The sequence below is a fragment of the Burkholderia ambifaria AMMD genome, assembly GCF_000203915.1.
Classification (GTDB): Bacteria; Pseudomonadota; Gammaproteobacteria; order Burkholderiales; family Burkholderiaceae; genus Burkholderia; species Burkholderia ambifaria.
Genome location: NC_008390.1, coordinates 1,038,029 through 1,054,802, shown reverse-complemented (window position 1 = coordinate 1,054,802; position 16,774 = coordinate 1,038,029). Strand labels below are relative to the sequence as shown.

Genomic DNA, 16,774 nt, shown 5'->3' with positions numbered 1-16,774 from the left:
GACGAAGACGCTCAACATGGCTCCCCTGTTCACGCTCAAGCGAACCGCCCGCTGCACCCTGCTCGCGTTCGCCGCGCTGGCGACCCTGCCATCCGCATTCGCGCAAGCGACACAGGCCGCGCCGTACGCGGCCGCCGCCCGGCAACCGGGCGGCGATCCGCCGAGCCGCGTCGCCCGGCTCAACTACATGTCGGGCGCCGTGACGACGGAGCCGGCCGGCAGCGATACATGGTCATACGCCGCCGTGAACCGGCCGCTGACGACGGGCGACCAGCTGTGGAACGACGCCGGCGCGCGCTCCGAGCTGCACATCGGCTCGACCGCGGTGCGACTCGGCGAATCGACGAGCCTGTCGGTGCTGAACCTCGACGACACCACGACGCAACTGAAGGTCGGCCTCGGCACCGTATCGACGCACGTGCGCGATCTGCCACCCGGCGGGTCGTACGAAATCGATACGCCCAATCTCGCGCTCGGCCTCACGGGCCCCGGCGACTATCGCGTCGATGTCGCGCCGAACGGCGCGAGCACGACGGTGACCGTGCGCCGCGGCAGCGCGACCGTGTACGGCAGCAACGGGCAGTATCCGTTGTCGCCCGGCCAGCAGGTCGTGTTCACCGGCACCGACCTGCAGGTCGCGCAGCAATCGGCCGCGCCGGCCCCCGACGCGCTCGACCAGTGGGCCGCCAGCCGCGATGCGGCCGAGCAGCGCTCGGTATCGGCCCGCTACGTGTCGCGCGACATTCCCGGCTACCAGGATCTCGACGCGAACGGGACGTGGCGCGAGACCCCGAACTACGGTGCGGTCTGGGTGCCGAACGACACGCCGGCCGACTGGGCGCCGTATCACGACGGTCACTGGATCTGGCAGGCGCCGTGGGGCTGGACCTGGGTCGACGACGCACCGTGGGGCTTCGCGCCGTACCACTACGGCCGCTGGGCCCATGTGGACGACAGCTGGGCGTGGGTGCCCGGCCCGGTGGCCGTCAGCCAGCCGCCCGCCTATGCACCGGCGCTGGTCGCGTTCGTGGGCGGCGGCAGCGGTCCCGACTGGAGCGTCGCGCTGACGGTCGGCGGCGTCGCCGCGGCCGGCTGCGCATGGTTCGCACTCGGCCCCGGCGAAGCATGGCATCCCGGCTGGGGCGGCTGGAGCCCGCATTACTACGAACGCGTGAACCGGAATATCGTGGTGAACAACGTCACGGTGAACAAGACCGTGAACGTGACGAACATCACCAACATCACGAACATCAACAAGACCTACGTGAACTTCCGCGCGCCGCACGCGATCACGGCCGTGCCGGCGTCCGCATTCGTGCACGGCCAGCCGGTCGCGCACTTCTCGCAGCACGTCGATCCGCAACAGTGGCGCAACGCGCATGTGATGCCGGGCACGCCCGGCATTGCGCCGGTACGCCAGAGCTTGAACGGCGGATTGCGCACGGCCGGCTACCGGCCGCCGGCGGCGGTCGGACAGCACCCGTTCGTCGCGACGCGCAATCCGGCGGTGCCGGCCGCGTATCGCGATCAGGCGGCCGTCCATCTCGCCCGGCAGGGCGCACACGTGCCGGGTGCGGGCGCGCCGATCGCGAGAACCAGCGTGCCGGCCGACTATACGGCTCGCCCGGTCCGTGTTCCGGGCAATCCGAAAGCCGGTGCGTGGGCGATGCGCAACGTTCAGCTCGTGAACCCGCACGGCCCCGTCGTGCAGCCGGCGCACGCGCCGCGCGAAGGCCAGCCTGCCCTCACGCAGGCGGCACGGCCGGGCGCGCCGACGCCGGTCGTGCCGAATGGCGCGCGACCAATGAACGCCCAAGCCCCCAATGCGCCGCGCTTCGCCAACGGCGCGATGCCACCAGCGCCGGGCAATTCGGCTGCGCATCAGGCCTTGAGCCCGGGTAATGGCGTCCCGCACCCACCGACGGCCGGCAACGAGCCGGCCAGGCACGACAACGCGCATGCAGCCGCGGCGCCCGCCCCGGTCTGGATGCAGCCGCACACGCCGATGGAGCGTCAGCGCCCGACGCCGCCGAGCGCCCTGCACGCGGCGGGCCAGAATGCGCTGTCGCCCGTGCGCAGCGCGGCGGCGGTCCCGCATCCGGACGGCACGCCCGGAACGCAACCCGGCGGCCATCAGGAAGCGCCGCGCGCGCGGCCGCAACCGCGGCCCGACACGACCGCGCAGATTCCGCAGCCGCATCCGCGCCCTGATTTCCCGACACCGGCCCAGCCAGCGCAGCCGCGTCCGGAGCGCGCTGCGCCGGCGCCGCGGCCGAGCCCCGAATTCGCGCAACCGGCTCCCCACCGCGAAGTCGCACCGCCGCACGTGAACGAGTACCGCCCGCCCGCGCCCGCGGCGCATGACATGCCTCGACCGCAGCCGCAGGCCCCGCGGATGGAGCCGCGACCATCGATGCCCGCGCCGCACATGGAGCCACGGCAGTCGATGCCGGCGCCGCACATGGAACCCCGCCCGTCGATGCCCGCACCGCATATGGAACCGCGGCCGCAACCGGCGCCCCACGTCGAGGCGCCGCGCCCGAGCAATCCGCCATCAGGCGGCCACGACGAACGACGCCATCAGTAACCGTCGCGCGATGAAACAGAAAGGCCCGAAGCGGCGGGTGCCGTTCGGGCCTTCGTCATCGTGCCTGACGCGGGGCACGCCCCCCGCGCCACCGGCGGACGCCGGTGCTCAGACCGCCATCGGCGCGGTCAGCGGCTCATGGTGCCGGTAGCCGACGAGCGAGAAATCGGACGGCTCGATCTGCTCGAGCCATTCGGGTGCATACACGCCCGTCTTCGCGTAATCCGGCACGCGCTCGGCGATCTCCAGCCGCGGGCTCTCGTACGGCTCGCGCGTGAGCTGCTGCTGCAGCATGTCGAGCTGGTTCTCGTAGATGTGCGCATCCCCGATGAAATACGTGAACCAGCGCGGCGTGTAGCCCGTCAGCCGGCCGACGAGCGCCAGCAGCGCGGCGCCTTCCGTCAGGTTGAACGGCGTGCCGAGGCCGACATCGTTGCTGCGGATGTACAGGCACAGCGAAATCTCGCGCTTCGTGACGTTCGGCAGGAACTGGTACAGCAGATGGCACGCGGGCAGCGCGATCTGGTCGAGCACGGCCGGATTCCATGCGTGAAACAGGATGCGACGGTCGGCCGGGTTCTCCATGATCGTATCGAGACACTGGCGCAGCTGATCGATCGCCTTGTACAGCAGCACCTTCGGCGCACCGTCCTCGTCGAAGCGCGTCACGATCCGGAAACCGCGGCGCGTCGCGTCGGCGATCTGCGCGTCGGCGCCCGCGTCGAGCACCTTGTAGCCGGGCCACTGGCGCCATTGCACGCCGTATATGTCGCCGAGGTCGTCGACGCCCTGGCGGTACGGGTTCGCGAGCCACTGCGCGTTGTCGTTCGCGTTCGCATCCCACACCTTGCAGCCGAGCGCGCGGAACTCGGCCGCGCTGCGCGACGCGCGCAGGAAACCGACCAGTTCGCCGATCGCGGACTTGAACGCCAGCTTCTTGGTCGTCACGGCCGGGAAGCCCTGCTGCAGGTCGAACCGCAGCATCGCACCGGGCATGCTGATGGTGCGGATGCCCGTGCGGTTCTCCTGCCAGGTGCCGGTGTCGAGGATGGTGCGAACGAGGTCGAGGTACTGTTTCATGCGGGTTCCTTCGGCCGCGAGGGCGGCCGTCACCCGCCAATTTTAGCAAGCGTGACGCGGAACCTCCGGCGCCGGCGCCGAAAACCCTGCCAGCGTGTCGCCGCGATCGCGCATGCCATGCGCGCACATCAGCCTGTACAGCGTGACGCGCGACACGCCGAGCTCACGCGCCGCATCGGCAAAACGGCCGCGATGACGCAGCAGCGCCTGCTCGATCGCCTGCCGCTCGGCCGCTTCCCGCGCCTCGGTGAGCGAGACGGGCGCCAGTATCGCGAATTCGTGGAGCTCGAGATCGGCCGCGGTAATCATCCGGCCCTCCGACATCACGATCGCGCGGCGCACGCGATTAATCAGCTCGCGCACGTTGCCCGGCCACGAATAGCCGTACAGCGCGGCGATCGCGTCCGGAGAGAAGCCACGCAAGCGACGATGCGCATCGCCCTTGAAACGCTCGAGCATGTGGCGAGCGAGCACCTCGATGTCCTTGCCGCGCGCGCGCAGCGGCGGCTCCTCGATCTTCAGCACGCACAGACGATGGAACAGATCCTCGCGGAAGCGCCCTTCGCGCAGCGCCGTTTCCATGTCCACATGCGTCGCGCAGATCACGCGCACGTCGACCGGCACCGATACATGCGCGCCGAGCCGCTCGATCTTGCCTTCCTGCAGGAACCGCAGGAGGCTCGCCTGGCTCTCGAGCGGCAGGTCGCCGATTTCGTCGAGAAACAGCGTGCCGCCGTTCGCGGCCTCGACGCGGCCGATCTTGCGCTGGTTCGCGCCCGTAAACGCGCCGCGCTCATAGCCGAACAGTTCGGCTTGCAGCAGCGTCGACGGAATCGCCCCGCAGTTGATCGCGACGAACGGCGCCTGCGCGCGCGCCGAGCGCTCGTGAATCGCGACGGCCGTCAGCTCCTTGCCGGTACCCGATTCACCGGAGATGAACACCGGCGCATCGGTGGTCGCGACGCGCCGGATCGTCCTGAAAAGGCCGAGCATCGCATCGCAGGTGCCGACCATCTCGCCTTCGGTGCGCCCCGCGCCGACCGGCGACGCCACCGGGTCGGTCAGCGCGATCATGCCGTGCGCGTGGCCGACGGTCTCGACGATGCGCGACGTCTCGTACGGCATCGTCACGTAGTCGAAGCAATAGTCACGGATGAGATGGCGCAACGTGGCGTCCTGCAACTGGCCACGCCGGGTCGCCGCGATCCAGCCGATGTGCTGGATGCTCAGACACGCTTCGAGTTCGCGCAGATCCGCGGGCCTGAAACCCGGCGAGAAATCGAGCAGGCCGGCGGATGCCACGCCGTGCTGCACGACACGCCGCAAGTCGCGTGCGCTTTCCGCGAGATCGACGCACCATCCGCATTCGTCGAAATGCCCGCGCAACGCGTCGTTCGGCTCGCGCGAGAAATAGATCACATGCCGCTGCTCGGCTCCCATATGCCCACCCCGTTCATCAACCGTCTAACGATTGCCGCACGTGCGAAGTCACGTGCAAAAGGATCGAACCGGGTCAGCCGAAGCCGCTCGATTCGCCATGCCGATGCGCGGCAACGACAGAGCCTCGCATGATGGCGCTTATCTCGCGTCCAGTTATTTTTTGATCAACACAGCTTATTGAGTTATAGGCGCTGAATACGACAAACGGATTGCAGCGCGAATGGGCGAGCGGCCGAATCGCTCAGCGGTCGACGTTCATCAATCATCTGCACAGAACACATGCGCAGCGACCCGTACCTGCATCGACACACGCGCCGATTTTCATCCTTGCAGCGTATCGATTGAATCCGCAGTATTCCCAAGCCCCATCGTTTCAAGCCTGAAACATTTTCCGGCACTTTCGATCGCGATTCACAACGCGCGCTCCTGAGTCGCAGGCGCGACAACGCTTGCGGCGCGATGGCATGCATTTCGCTGAATTCATCACAGATCGGGAGCACGCGACCATGCGCAAACTCATTTTGCTTTCTTTCCTGCAGACAACGTTTGCGCTCTCCGGCGCGCTCCCGTTCATGTCGATACGTGCAGACGAATGCGTGACGCCCGCACATGCAGCGCTGCTCGTCGGCAGTGCATCCAGCATGCAACGGGACCACGGCTTCGGCATCGTGCCCGTGGCGGTGCCGCAACCGAATTCGGCCGACAAGGCATCGGTGACGCTGTGGGATGAAATCGCTCCGCGGTCTCCGTTGCCGATACCAATCCCTGCGCCGCGGCCCGGCCACGTGCAGCATGCGATGGCAGGACATGCCCGCAACGGCACGGTGCAATGATATGCATGCGATACCGCATACCCGAAATTGCCAAGGAATCCATATTGAATTGATGCGCGGCAGGCAATCACGATCGCGCCCGATGTCGTCGACGTCACGACGCGAACCGTTTTTGTGTCCGTCCCCCGGCGGGCACTCTTTTTATTCAGGACGTCGCGATGCGAACGCCGCAGTGCGCACGCGCCGGCACGGCGAATGTGCCGGCGCATCCGCGCGAAGCCGGCGCGCGCCGCCGTTCCGGTAGAATCGGCGCCATTCCGGTTCTCCTCTTCCCCGACCTTCATGACGACGTTGACCCTGATCGTCGCGCGTGCCCGCAACGGCATCATCGGCCGCGACAACCAGTTGCCCTGGAAACTTCCTGAAGACCTCGCATTCTTCAAGCGCACGACGATGGGCGCGCCGATCGTGATGGGCCGCAAGACCCACGAGTCGATCGGCCGGCCGCTGCCGGGCCGCCGCAACATTGTCGTCACGCGCGACGCAGCGCGCCGCTTCGACGGCTGCGACACCGTCACGTCGCTCGCCGACGCGCTCGCGCTCGCCGCGCGGGACGGAGCCGCCGAAGCATTCCTGATCGGCGGTGCGCAGCTCTATGCGGAAGGCCTCGCGCTCGCCGACAAGCTGATCGTCACCGAGATCGACGCGGACTTCGACGGCGATGCGTCGTTCCCGGCGCCCGATCCCGCGCACTGGCACGAAGTGTCGCGCGAACCGCATCAGGCCACCGCGCCGAACACGTTCGGCTATGCGTTCGTCGTCTACGCGCGCAAGCGCGACTGACCGACACGCGGCACGCGTAAAAAAGCCCGACCGGCTCACTCGCGCCGGTCGGGCTTTTGCGTTTCCTGGCGGCCGATGCCGCGCCGCTTACTGCCCGGCGATCGTCATCTGCTCGATCAGCACCGAGCCCGTTTCCTTCGTCCCGCGCACGATCGAATCCGCGCCGATCGCGACGATATGCCGGAACATCTCCTGCAGCGTGCTCGCGACGGTGATTTCCTCGACCGGATACTGGATCACGCCGTTCTCGACCCAGAAGCCCGCCGCACCGCGCGAATAGTCGCCGGTCACGTAGTTCACGCCCTGCCCCATCAGCTCGGTCAGCAGCAGGCCCGTGCCGAGCTTCTTCAGCATTGCGTCGAAGTCGTCGCCCGGCTGCGTGTCCGAGCTGCGCAGCGCGAGGTTGTGCGAGCCGCCGGCGTTACCGGTCGTCTGCGTGCCGAGCTTGCGTGCCGAATAGGTCGACAGGAAGTAGCCTTCGACGACGCCGTCCTTGACGACGCTGCGCGCACGCGTGCGCACGCCCTCCTCGTCGAACGGCGCGCTGCCCATCGCGCGCGGCACGTGCGGATCCTCGACGACCTGGACGTGCGGTGCGAACACCGGCTTGCCGAGGCTGTCGACGAGGAACGACGTCTTGCGGTACAGCGCGCCGCCGCTGACGGCCTGCACGAACGCGCCGAGCAGGCCGGCCGCGAGCGGCGCCTCGAACAGCACGGGCACCTTGCGGGTGTCGAGACGGCGCGCGCCCATCCGCGCGAGCGCACGCTCGGCCGCATAGCGCCCGACGGCTTCCGGCGCCGCGAGATCGACCGCGCTGCGCTTCGACGAATACCAGTCGTCGCGCTGCATGTGGCGACCGCTGCCCGCGATCGGCGCGCATGCGATGTAGTGGCGCGAGTACGGATAGCCGGCGAGGAAGCCGCGCGACGTCGCGAGCACGAACTGCGAATGCTGCGCCGACACGCTCGCGCCTTCCGAGTTGCGGATCTGCGGGCTGACCGCGAACGCGGCGTCTTCCGCGCGGCGGGCGAGCTCGACGGCCTCGTCGGCCGACAGCGCCCACGGGTGATACAGGTCGAGGTCGCGCGGGTCGGTTTCGAGCAGCTCGGCCTCGGCGAGGCCGGCCGCGTCGTCCTCTGCCGTGAAGCGCGCGATGTTGTACGCGGCAGCGACGGTATCCTTGATCGCGGCCGGCGAGAAGTCCGACGTGCTCGCGTTGCCGCGCTTCTTGCCGATGAACACCGTCACGCCGACCATCTTGTCGCGGTTGTGTTCGATCGTCTCGACCTCGCCGCGGCGCACCGACACCGACAGGCCGTCGCCTTCGGAGATTTCGGTGGCGGCGTCCGTCGCGCCGAGCGCCTTCGCATGGCGGAGGATGTCGGAGGCAATTTCTTTGAGCTGGTCCTGCGTGTGCGGGAAATAGCGCGCTTGTACGTCGAGATTGGCTGCCATCGTCGTCTTGGTATCCGGTGGCGGGCGGGCGCCCGCATGGTCAAAATGTTACGTATCCCGCGATCATAGCAAGGTCCGGCGCCGGGCACAGACAAGCTTGGGGTGTCCGCACCGCGATACAATGCCGCCCATGACACGCAAAACCCGAATCCAGCCGATCGAGCATGCCGCCGAAGTCGACGACAATGGCTACGATCGCCCCAGCAAATCCCAACTGAAGCGCGAAATGCACGAGCTGCAGGTGCTCGGCCAGGCGCTCGTCGATCTGCCGAAAGACGCGCTGAAACGCATGCCGATGCCGGAAAGCCTGTCGGATGCCGTTCGCGAGGCGCGCCGGATCACCGATCACGAAGGCAAGCGCCGCCAGCTCCAGTACGTCGGCCGCGTGATGCGCACGCTGACCGACGACGAGACGGCCGCGCTGCGCACCGCGCTCGACGCGCAGCGCGGCGTGAACAAGGCCGCGACGGCCCGCCTGCACTGGATCGAGCGCACGCGCGACCAGTTGCTCGCCAACGACGACGCGCTGACCGAATTCCTCCGCCAGCACCCCGACGCCGACATCCAGGAAGGTCGCACGCTGATCCGCAACGCGCGCAAGGAAGCCCAGCAAGGCAAGCCGCCGCGCTATTTCCGCGAGCTGTTCCAGTGGATCAAGACCGCGAGCGGCACGCCCGGCGGGGACGACGAAGCGGCCGACGAGGCCGGGGACGACCATGACGACGAAGCGTAACCACCCGGACGAGCTCGTGGTCGGCCTCATGTCGATCAGCGACCGCGCGAGCACGGGCGTCTACGAGGACAAGGGCATTCCGGCGCTGCAGGCGTGGCTCGCCGGCACGCTCGTGTCGCCGTGGCGTGCCGAAACGCGCCTGATCCAGGACGACGCGCCGACGATCTCCGCCACGCTGACCGAACTCGTCGACATCGCCGGCTGCGATCTGGTGCTGACGACGGGCGGCACCGGCCCCGCGCGCCGCGACGTGACGCCGGAAGCCACGCTGGCCGTGGCAACCAAGGAAATGCCGGGATTCGGCGAACAGATGCGGCAGATCAGCCTGAATTTCGTGCCGACCGCGATCCTGTCGCGGCAGGTCGCGGTGATCCGCGAGACGGCCGACCACGCGGCGCTGATCATCAACCTGCCCGGCCAGCCGAAGTCGATCCGGGAAACGCTCGAAGGGCTGCGCGACGCCGACGGCAAGTCGACCGTGCCCGGCATCTTCGCCGCGGTGCCCTACTGCATCGACCTGATCGGCGGCCCGTACATCGAGACCGACGCCGCGGTGGTCGCGGCGTTCCGGCCGAAGAGCGCGCGGCGCTGAGCGTGTAGCGAGCGCCGGGCGCGTGCCGGCCCGCTCAGGCGGCCGGCGCGGACTCGCCTGCCGGCGCCGACGCGGCCGGAATCAGGAAATGCTGGCGGTAGTACTTCAGCTCGTCGATCGACTCGTGGATGTCCGCGAGCGCCGTGTGCATCGCGCGCTTCTGAAAACCCTTGTAGATCGCGGGCTGCCAGCGGCGGCACAGCTCCTTGAGCGTGCTGACGTCCAGGTTGCGGTAGTGGAAGAACCGCTCGAATTCCGGCATCCAGCGCGCCATGAAGCGGCGATCCTGGCAGATCGAGTTGCCGCACATCGGCGACTTGCCGGGCGACACGTACTGCGCGAGGAACGCCTGCAGCTGCGCGGCGGCGTCCGCCTCGGTCACGGTCGACGCGCGCACGCGATCGATCAGCCCCGAACGGCCGTGCGTCGACTTGTTCCAGTCGTCCATCTTCGCGAGCGTTTCGTCGCTCTGGTGGATCGCGAACACGGGGCCTTCCACCGCGATGTCGAGGGTGGAATTGGTCACGACGACCGCGATTTCGATGATGCGGTCGTTATCCGGGTCGAGGCCCGTCATCTCCATGTCGAGCCAGACGAGGTTCAACTCGTTGCGCACGAGCGCGGGCTGGCTGGCGGAAGCGGCGGTATCGGTCATGAGTCATCCTGGAAAATGGCGGACGGCGGGCGGCATCGCGTAAGCGGGCCCGGTCCGCAAGAACATATAATTCTCGCATAGAACCCTTTGGCGCCTTCGATGTCACCCTTTTCGTTCACCCTGCTGTTCGCGGTCGCCGTGCTCGCGATGGTCGTCACCAAGCTGTGGCTCGCGTCGCGGCAGATCCGCTTCGTCGCCGCGCACCGCAACGGCGTGCCCGCGCAGTTCAGCGCCACCATTCCGCTGACCGCGCACCAGCGCGCGGCCGACTACACGGTCGAGCGCACGCGGCTGGCGATGTTCGAGATTGTCGTGAGCGCGGCCGTGCTGGTCGGCCTCACGCTGCTCGGCGGCGTCGGCGCGCTCGACACGCTGCTGACGGGCTGGTTCGGCCGCGGCTACGGGCAGCAGGTCGCGCTCGTCGCCGCCGTGCTCGTGATCACGAGCGTGATCGACGTGCCGTTCGAGTATTACCGCCAGTTCGGGATCGAACAGCGGTTCGGCTTCAACCGGATGACCAAGCGCCTGTTCTTCACCGACATGCTGAAAAACACGCTGCTCGGCGCGGTGCTCGGCCTGCCGCTGCTGTTCGTCGTGCTGTGGCTGATGAACCAGGCCGGCGGCCTGTGGTGGCTGTGGACCTGGATCGTCTGGGTCGCGTTCCAGATGCTCGTGCTGCTGATCTACCCGACCTTCATCGCGCCGATCTTCAACAAGTTCGAGCCGTTGAAGGACGAAGCGCTGCGCGCGCGCATCGAGTCGCTGATGAAACGGTGCGGCTTCGCGGCGAAGGGCCTGTTCGTGATGGACGGCAGCCGCCGTTCCGCGCACGGCAACGCGTACTTCACGGGCTTCGGCGCATCGAAGCGGATCGTCTTCTTCGATACGCTGCTCGCGCGGCTGTCCGGCGAGGAAATCGAGGCCGTGCTCGCGCACGAACTCGGCCACTTCAAGCGCCGCCACGTGATGAAGCGGATGCTCGTGTCGTTCGTGCTGAGCCTCGTGCTGCTCGCGCTGCTCGGCTGGCTCGCGCAGCGCACGTGGTTCTACACGGGGCTCGGCGTCACGCCGTCGCTCGACTCGAGCAACGCGGGCGCCGCGCTCGTGCTGTTCTTCCTCGCGATCCCCGTGTTCCTGTTCTTCGCGACGCCGTTCAGCAGCCTCACGTCGCGCAAGCATGAATTCGAGGCCGACGCATTCGCGGCCAGCCAGACCGACGCCCAGGATCTCGTCAGCGCGCTCGTGAAGCTCTACGAAGACAACGCGTCGACGCTCACGCCCGACCCCGTCTATACGGCCTTCTACTACTCGCATCCGCCTGCGTCGCAGCGGATCGACCGCCTGATGCAGCACGCATGAGCCGGCCGACCTCCCGCAAGCCGGCTCCGCGCGCATCGGGCGCGCAGCGTATCGAAGGCCGCGTGATCGCGGCGCACGGCCGCCACTACATCGTCGCGCCCGACGACGGCGGCCCGATGCTGCAGTGCTTCCCGCGCGGCAAGAAAAGCGAGATCGCGGTCGGCGACCGCGTCGTGTACGAACAGGCATCGGCCGACCAGGGCGTGATCGTCGAGATCGGCGAGCGGCGCAACCTGCTGTACCGCTCCGACCAGTTCAAGTCGAAGCTGTTCGCAGCCAATCTCGACCAGTTGCTGATCGTGCTCGCGACCGAGCCCTATTTCAGCGAGGATCTGCTCGGCCGCGCGCTGATCGCGGCCGAAGCGAACGAACTGAAGCCGCTCGTCGTGCTCAACAAGATCGACGTCGAAGCCGCGCTGCCGGTCGCCCGCGAGCGCCTGGCGCCCTACCGCGCGCTCGGCTACGACGTGCTCGAACTGTCGGTGAAGGGCTCGCCCGACGATGCGCGCGCGCAGCTGATGCCGCACCTGGCCGGGCACTCGACGATCCTGCTCGGTCAGTCCGGGATGGGCAAGTCGACGCTCGTGAACCTGCTCGTGCCCGATGCCGAGGCCGCGACCCGTGAAATCTCGGCCGCGCTCAACAGCGGCCGCCATACGACGACGTTCACGCGCCTCTACCCGCTCGAAGGCGGCGGCGCGCTGATCGATTCGCCCGGCTTCCAGGAATTCGGCCTGTACCACCTGACGGAGGGGCGCCTCGAGCGCGCGTTTCCGGAATTCCGCCCGCTGCTCGCGGACTGCCGTTTCTATAATTGTCATCATCTGCACGAGCCCGGCTGCGCGATTCTCGAAGCCGTGGCCGACGGCCGCATTGCGCCGTCGCGGCATGCGCTTTACGCGCAGCTCGTGCACGAGGCGAGCCAGATCGTCCGCTGACCATACGGCGGGCAGACAGCCGCCGGCCCGGCCTTCACCGACAGGAGCCGCGATGCGTTTCAAGGCCCCCGACCTCGCCACTGCGCAGCATTGGGCGAACGTGCTGCAGGTGGCCGACATCGGTTGCGAGCTGCACAACTGCTATGCACCCGGTGCGCTCGGCGGCCTGCCCGCCGACGCATGCGCGCCCGAGCTGTGGCTCGACGACGAGCGCGACGATGCGCTCGCGCGGCGGCTTCTCGATGCGGCATCACACGGCCCGTCGGCCGGCGCCGCGCCATGGCGCTGCCGCCAGTGCGGCGAGACGCTCGAAGCGCAATTCACCACCTGCTGGCAATGCGGCGCCGTGCGCGATCCGCTCGACGACTGACCGGATTCACCGGATTGACCGACGCACAGCAAAAAGGCCGGCATTAAGCCGGCCTTGTCATTTCATCGGGCGCCGCGCAAGCGCGTCACGATACCCAGACCGCCAGCGTCAGCATCAACAGCAGGATCATCCACAGGATCACGGCGCGCCACACCAGGCCGACCGCCGACTGCAGCGTGCGCGGCGTGCAATCGTCGCCGACCGTCAACGGACCGCTGTCGCCGACCGCCAGCGCGTCGAGGCTCGACGGTTCCGCGAGCGGCCCTGCGAGGCGTGCGCCAAGTGCGCCGCTACCGGCCGCGAGCAGCACGCCGTCGTTCGGGTCGGGCCATTGCCGCGTGTGATTGCGCCACGCGTAGATCGCATCCTCGAAGTTGCCGACGATCGCGAAGCCGAGCGCGGTCAAGCGCGACGGAATCCAGTCGATCACGAAGAACGCCCGCTGCGCGAACGTCGAGAACGCGGCCGTGCGATCGTCGCCCGGCGTCGACCAGCTGCGCGCGAGATATTCGGAGATGCGATACAGCACGGCGCCTGCCGGACCGATCGGCAGCACATACCAGAAGAACACGCCGAACACGTGGCGATGCGACGCAACGACCGCATGAATCAGCGTATGGCGGACGATTTCACCGACCGGCATGTCGACCGTGTCGAGGCCCGTCCATTCATGCAGGATTTCGCGGGCGCGCGGCACGTCATCGTTGTTGAGCGCGAGATGGATATCGGTGAAGTAGTGGCTGAACTGGCGGAAGCCGAGCGTGAAATACACGACGACGACGTTCCAGATGAACGCGAGCACGAAGCTCACCTTGTACAGCAGGAAGTAGATCAGCGCGACGATCAGCACCCACGGCAGCACGACTGCGAGCCAGGCGAGCACGCCATGCTTTTGCTTGCCGGCGTCGAGGCCATGCGCGACGGTTTCCGCATGAAACTGGAACAGCGCGAACACCGGATTGCTTGGCGACAACGCGCGGACCTGTTCGATGATGAGAGCGAGGAGAACCGAAAAGAAAGTCATGCGTGGCGCCGTCTTCCGAGTTATGTCATTTTTTGCATAACGATAGCACAGCGTAAGCGACGGATGGCTGCTGGCGCGACGGCCCGCGAGCCGGCCGCGTGGGCACGCTCGGGCGGGATGCTAGCCGGCTGCCAAGAAGCGGTACAGATTGCGCAACATGCCGGCAGTTGCGCCCCAGATGAAGTAATGCCCCGCCGACTCGCCATTCGGATAGGGCATCGCAAAAAAACGACGCTCGCCGCCTTCCCAGCGGAACACGCGCACCTGGTGATTCGCGGGACTCATCAGGAACGCGAGCGGCACCTCGAAAATCTCGGCGACTTCGAACGCATCGGCCTGCACGGTGAACGGCGGATGCACGAGCCCGACGACCGGCGTCACGCAGAAGCCGGTGCCCGTCAGGTAGTCGGGCAGCGCGCCGAGAATCTCCACCCGTTCGGCCGTCAGTCCGATTTCTTCCTTCGCCTCGCGCAACGCGGTCGCCGTCGCATCGCGATCGTACGACTCGCGACGGCCGCCGGGGAAGCTGATCTGCCCGGCATGGTCGTTCAGGTGATCGGCGCGCTGGGTCAGCAGCACCGTGAGGCCGCTCTCGCGCACCACGAGCGGGATGAGGACGGCGGCACTGCGCGGATCGACGCCTTCCACCAGGCGAGCCTCGCCGGGCTCGACGTTCCATTCGAGCGTGCGTGCGAAACGTTCGCGCAGCCCGGGCGGCGTCAGCAGGCGTGCATCGATGGACGGCAGGCCGGCGCCGGTGCCTTCGACCGGCAGCACTTCGGGATCAACGATGGGGCGGCGATTCAATGGGACTCTCGGTTCGTGACGTATCGAGCATATTGTCGCGCCAGAATGAAAAAAGCACCCGGGAGGGTGCTTTTTCCTTACAGCTCTTACTCTTGGGAAGCTGCTGCGGTGCGATCCTTCGACACCAGCTTTTCCTTGATTCGAGCCGACTTGCCCGAACGCTCGCGCAGGTAGTACAGCTTCGCACGACGCACATCACCGCGACGCTTGACGACGATGCTCGCCAGCAGCGGCGAGTAGGTCTGGAACGTACGCTCGACGCCTTCGCCCGACGAAATCTTGCGGACGATGAAGTTCGAGTTCAGGCCACGGTTGCGAATCGCGATCACGACGCCTTCGTAAGCCTGAACGCGCTTGCGGGTACCTTCAACCACGTTCACGTTCACGATCACCGTGTCGCCCGGGGCGAATTCGGGGATCGTCTTGCCGGCGAGCGCGCGCTCGATCTCTTCCTGCTCAAGTTTTGCAATCAGATTCATCACTGACTCCTAAAGCCATCGTGTCGGCGTTTGCGCCCGCCTGCTTCCAGGCCTGGCCCCGACAGAGGATGGATTCACATCAGGCGCCGCGCACGCATGCACGGCACCGCCATTTCCCGCCCGCGACGCCGCCTCAGGAGGCGTTCTTCGCTTCGCGTGCGAGGTTCGCAAGCCACGCCTCGTCGGCCCGGCTCAACAACTTCTCGCGGCGCGCCCGGACGATCAGATCCGGCCGCTTCCGCAACGTATTCTTCAATGCTTCCTGGCGGCGCCACCGCTCGATCTCGGCATGATGCCCGCCGAGCAGCACGTCAGGCACGCGCATTCCCTCGTATTCCTCGGGGCGCGTGTAATGCGGACAATCGAGCAGCCCGTCGACGAAGCTGTCCTGCACGGCTGACTGCGCATCGTTCAGCACGCCGGGCAGCAGGCGCACGACGGCATCCATCATCGCCATCGCCGGCAGTTCGCCACCGGACAGAACGAAATCGCCGAGGCTGATTTCCTCGTCTACACAACGGTCGAGCAGACGCTGATCGATCGCCTCGTAGCGGCCGCACAGCACGATGACACCAGGCTCCTGCGCCATCCGCACCGCACGTTCGTGCGTGAACGGCGCACCTTGCGGCGACATCATCACCACACGCGTGCTCGCGACGCCCTGCTCCGCCTGCGCTGCTTTCGCAGCGCCGATCGCGGCCTCGAGCGGCTTGGCCAGCATCACCATGCCCGGACCACCACCATACGGACGATCGTCGACCGTGCGGTAGTTGTCCGTCGTGAAATCACGCGGGTTCCAGGTGCGCAACCCGAAGCGCTCCTGCTTCACGGCCCGGCTGGTGATACCCCAGTCGGTCAGCGCGCGGAACATTTCAGGAAAGAGCGTGACGACGTCGAACTGCACCGCGCTCTCCGTAACCTGGTTCATGAGTAATCGGCTTCCCAGTCGACGACGATGCGACGTGCCGCCTGATCCACCGTCTTGACGTATACGCCGACGAACGGAATCAGCCGTTCGTCGGTGGTCGGCTGACCATCCTTGCCGACTGCCGGATACTCGACGCGCATGATCGAATGCACGCCGTTGTCGATCATCCCGCTCACTGTCCCAAGCGCCACCGATTGCTCGTTGACGACCTCGAGACCGATCAGGTCGACCCAATAGAATTCGTCCGCGGCCAATGCCGGGAAATCTTCCCGGCGCACGAACACGCGAAAGCCGCGCAAAGCCAATGCGGCATCGCGGTCGCTGACACCCGCGGCATGCGCGACGACTGTGTCGCCGTGCGTTTTCGACTGCAGGATGCGGGCGGACAACCGCTCCCCACCCCGTTCCAGCCACCAGCGGCGCGCGTCGAGCAGCGCATCGCCGCCGCGACCGGCGTCGGCATGCGTCGCCACCTTGATCCAGCCTTTCAGGCCATAGGCGTCGACCACTGCCCCGACCTCGACAGCATCGTCGGGCCAGGCTTGCACCGCTTCGAGACTGCCCTGCTCGGCAGCCTCACCGGCGCTCGCGACAACGTCGCGCTCGACCGGCTTGCGGACGAATGCGCCAAACGACGCTCGCCCGCGCTTTGCGTTACCGGAATCGTGACCGGACATCAATGCTCCTTGCAGCCGGCACGACCGGCAC

The 16,774-nt window shown here is 67.3% G+C and carries 17 protein-coding genes; 8 read left to right on the top strand and 9 right to left on the bottom strand.

Annotation, left to right across the window (positions count from 1 at the left end):
- Positions 1–16 precede the first annotated feature (16 nt).
- Positions 17–2,587 (top strand): DUF6600 domain-containing protein, encoded by a 2,571-nt coding sequence (locus tag BAMB_RS04900; RefSeq protein WP_011656312.1) that lies wholly within the window; start codon positions 17–19, stop codon positions 2,585–2,587.
- Positions 2,588–2,695: 108 nt separating this feature from the next.
- Here BAMB_RS04900 and BAMB_RS04895 read toward each other — a convergent pair whose 3' ends face one another.
- Complete coding sequence (locus BAMB_RS04895; RefSeq protein ID WP_011656311.1) at positions 2,696–3,667, bottom strand: thymidylate synthase; 972 nt, start codon at positions 3,665–3,667, stop codon at positions 2,696–2,698.
- 42 nt (positions 3,668–3,709) lie between these two features.
- On the bottom strand, positions 3,710–5,107 hold the full coding sequence (locus BAMB_RS04890) for a sigma-54 dependent transcriptional regulator (RefSeq protein WP_011656310.1): 1,398 nt from the start codon (positions 5,105–5,107) through the stop codon (positions 3,710–3,712).
- A 464-nt stretch (positions 5,108–5,571) separates the two neighbouring features.
- On the opposite strand from BAMB_RS04890, the gene BAMB_RS04885 reads away from it, so the two are divergent.
- Together BAMB_RS04885 and BAMB_RS04880 are read left to right on the top strand one after the other, a co-directional pair.
- The gene (locus BAMB_RS04885; RefSeq protein ID WP_407044989.1) at positions 5,572–5,940 is read left to right on the top strand and encodes a hypothetical protein; all 369 of its coding nucleotides are present in this window, start codon (positions 5,572–5,574) and stop codon (positions 5,938–5,940) included.
- A gap of 282 nt (positions 5,941–6,222) precedes the next feature.
- Entirely contained in the window at positions 6,223–6,723 is a 501-nt protein-coding gene (locus tag BAMB_RS04880; protein WP_041491123.1) for a dihydrofolate reductase, read from the top strand.
- 87 nt (positions 6,724–6,810) lie between these two features.
- Here the strand turns inward: BAMB_RS04880 and pmbA are convergent, their stop codons facing one another.
- A complete protein-coding gene (gene pmbA, locus BAMB_RS04875; RefSeq protein WP_011656307.1) occupies positions 6,811–8,181 on the bottom strand; it encodes a metalloprotease PmbA in 1,371 nt (456 codons plus the stop codon).
- A 130-nt stretch (positions 8,182–8,311) separates the two neighbouring features.
- Between pmbA and yjgA the strand changes: the two genes are divergently transcribed.
- Positions 8,312–8,914, top strand: a complete 603-nt coding sequence (gene yjgA, locus BAMB_RS04870) for a ribosome biogenesis factor YjgA (RefSeq protein WP_012363370.1) — start codon at positions 8,312–8,314, stop codon at positions 8,912–8,914.
- On the top strand, positions 8,898–9,506 hold the full coding sequence (gene mog / locus BAMB_RS04865) for a molybdopterin adenylyltransferase (protein WP_011656305.1): 609 nt from the start codon (positions 8,898–8,900) through the stop codon (positions 9,504–9,506). The genes yjgA and mog overlap by 17 nt, the downstream gene beginning before the upstream one ends.
- A 34-nt stretch (positions 9,507–9,540) precedes the next feature.
- Here mog and orn read toward each other — a convergent pair whose 3' ends face one another.
- Positions 9,541–10,161: an oligoribonuclease gene (orn, locus tag BAMB_RS04860; protein ID WP_011656304.1), complete on the bottom strand. Its 621-nt coding sequence runs from the start codon at positions 10,159–10,161 to the stop codon at positions 9,541–9,543.
- Positions 10,162–10,260: 99 nt separating this feature from the next.
- Between orn and BAMB_RS04855 the strand changes: the two genes are divergently transcribed.
- The 3 genes from BAMB_RS04855 to BAMB_RS04845 are packed head-to-tail and all read left to right on the top strand — an operon-like array spanning position 10,261 to position 12,828.
- Entirely contained in the window at positions 10,261–11,520 is a 1,260-nt protein-coding gene (locus tag BAMB_RS04855; RefSeq protein ID WP_011656303.1) for a M48 family metallopeptidase, read from the top strand.
- Positions 11,517–12,458 (top strand): ribosome small subunit-dependent GTPase A, encoded by a 942-nt coding sequence (rsgA, locus tag BAMB_RS04850; protein WP_011656302.1) that lies wholly within the window; start codon positions 11,517–11,519, stop codon positions 12,456–12,458. The genes BAMB_RS04855 and rsgA overlap by 4 nt, the downstream gene beginning before the upstream one ends.
- 52 nt (positions 12,459–12,510) lie before the next feature.
- Positions 12,511–12,828: a putative signal transducing protein gene (locus tag BAMB_RS04845; protein ID WP_011656301.1), complete on the top strand. Its 318-nt coding sequence runs from the start codon at positions 12,511–12,513 to the stop codon at positions 12,826–12,828.
- Between the two features lie 85 nt (positions 12,829–12,913).
- Here BAMB_RS04845 and BAMB_RS04840 read toward each other — a convergent pair whose 3' ends face one another.
- The 5 genes from BAMB_RS04840 to rimM form a co-directional block, all read right to left on the bottom strand.
- Entirely contained in the window at positions 12,914–13,852 is a 939-nt protein-coding gene (locus BAMB_RS04840; protein ID WP_011656300.1) for a CobD/CbiB family protein, read from the bottom strand.
- A 120-nt stretch (positions 13,853–13,972) separates the two neighbouring features.
- Positions 13,973–14,659, bottom strand: a complete 687-nt coding sequence (locus BAMB_RS04835) for a CoA pyrophosphatase (RefSeq protein WP_011656299.1) — start codon at positions 14,657–14,659, stop codon at positions 13,973–13,975.
- Between the two features lie 86 nt (positions 14,660–14,745).
- Positions 14,746–15,138 (bottom strand): 50S ribosomal protein L19, encoded by a 393-nt coding sequence (rplS, locus tag BAMB_RS04830; RefSeq protein WP_006761288.1) that lies wholly within the window; start codon positions 15,136–15,138, stop codon positions 14,746–14,748.
- Between the two features lie 133 nt (positions 15,139–15,271).
- Positions 15,272–16,066, bottom strand: coding sequence for a tRNA (guanosine(37)-N1)-methyltransferase TrmD (trmD, locus tag BAMB_RS04825; protein ID WP_006761287.1), 795 nt, complete (start codon positions 16,064–16,066; stop codon positions 15,272–15,274).
- Positions 16,063–16,743 carry a ribosome maturation factor RimM gene (gene rimM, locus BAMB_RS04820; protein WP_041491122.1) on the bottom strand — a complete coding sequence of 227 codons (681 nt, stop codon included), beginning with the start codon at positions 16,741–16,743 and terminating at the stop codon, positions 16,063–16,065. Before rimM ends, trmD begins: the two co-directional genes overlap by 4 nt.
- Positions 16,744–16,774 lie beyond the last annotated feature (31 nt).

Coding starts and splice junctions, on each gene's coding strand:
- BAMB_RS04900 (WP_011656312.1), top strand. CDS start 17: ATGGCTCCCCTGTTCACGCTCAAGCGAACCGCCCGCTGCACCCTGCTC.
- BAMB_RS04895 (WP_011656311.1), bottom strand. CDS start 3,667: ATGAAACAGTACCTCGACCTCGTTCGCACCATCCTCGACACCGGCACC.
- BAMB_RS04890 (WP_011656310.1), bottom strand. CDS start 5,107: ATGGGAGCCGAGCAGCGGCATGTGATCTATTTCTCGCGCGAGCCGAAC.
- BAMB_RS04885 (WP_407044989.1), top strand. CDS start 5,572: ATGCATTTCGCTGAATTCATCACAGATCGGGAGCACGCGACCATGCGC.
- BAMB_RS04880 (WP_041491123.1), top strand. CDS start 6,223: ATGACGACGTTGACCCTGATCGTCGCGCGTGCCCGCAACGGCATCATC.
- pmbA (WP_011656307.1), bottom strand. CDS start 8,181: ATGGCAGCCAATCTCGACGTACAAGCGCGCTATTTCCCGCACACGCAG.
- yjgA (WP_012363370.1), top strand. CDS start 8,312: ATGACACGCAAAACCCGAATCCAGCCGATCGAGCATGCCGCCGAAGTC.
- mog (WP_011656305.1), top strand. CDS start 8,898: ATGACGACGAAGCGTAACCACCCGGACGAGCTCGTGGTCGGCCTCATG.
- orn (WP_011656304.1), bottom strand. CDS start 10,161: ATGACCGATACCGCCGCTTCCGCCAGCCAGCCCGCGCTCGTGCGCAAC.
- BAMB_RS04855 (WP_011656303.1), top strand. CDS start 10,261: ATGTCACCCTTTTCGTTCACCCTGCTGTTCGCGGTCGCCGTGCTCGCG.
- rsgA (WP_011656302.1), top strand. CDS start 11,517: ATGAGCCGGCCGACCTCCCGCAAGCCGGCTCCGCGCGCATCGGGCGCG.
- BAMB_RS04845 (WP_011656301.1), top strand. CDS start 12,511: ATGCGTTTCAAGGCCCCCGACCTCGCCACTGCGCAGCATTGGGCGAAC.
- BAMB_RS04840 (WP_011656300.1), bottom strand. CDS start 13,852: ATGACTTTCTTTTCGGTTCTCCTCGCTCTCATCATCGAACAGGTCCGC.
- rplS (WP_006761288.1), bottom strand. CDS start 15,138: ATGAATCTGATTGCAAAACTTGAGCAGGAAGAGATCGAGCGCGCGCTC.
- trmD (WP_006761287.1), bottom strand. CDS start 16,066: ATGAACCAGGTTACGGAGAGCGCGGTGCAGTTCGACGTCGTCACGCTC.
- rimM (WP_041491122.1), bottom strand. CDS start 16,743: ATGTCCGGTCACGATTCCGGTAACGCAAAGCGCGGGCGAGCGTCGTTT.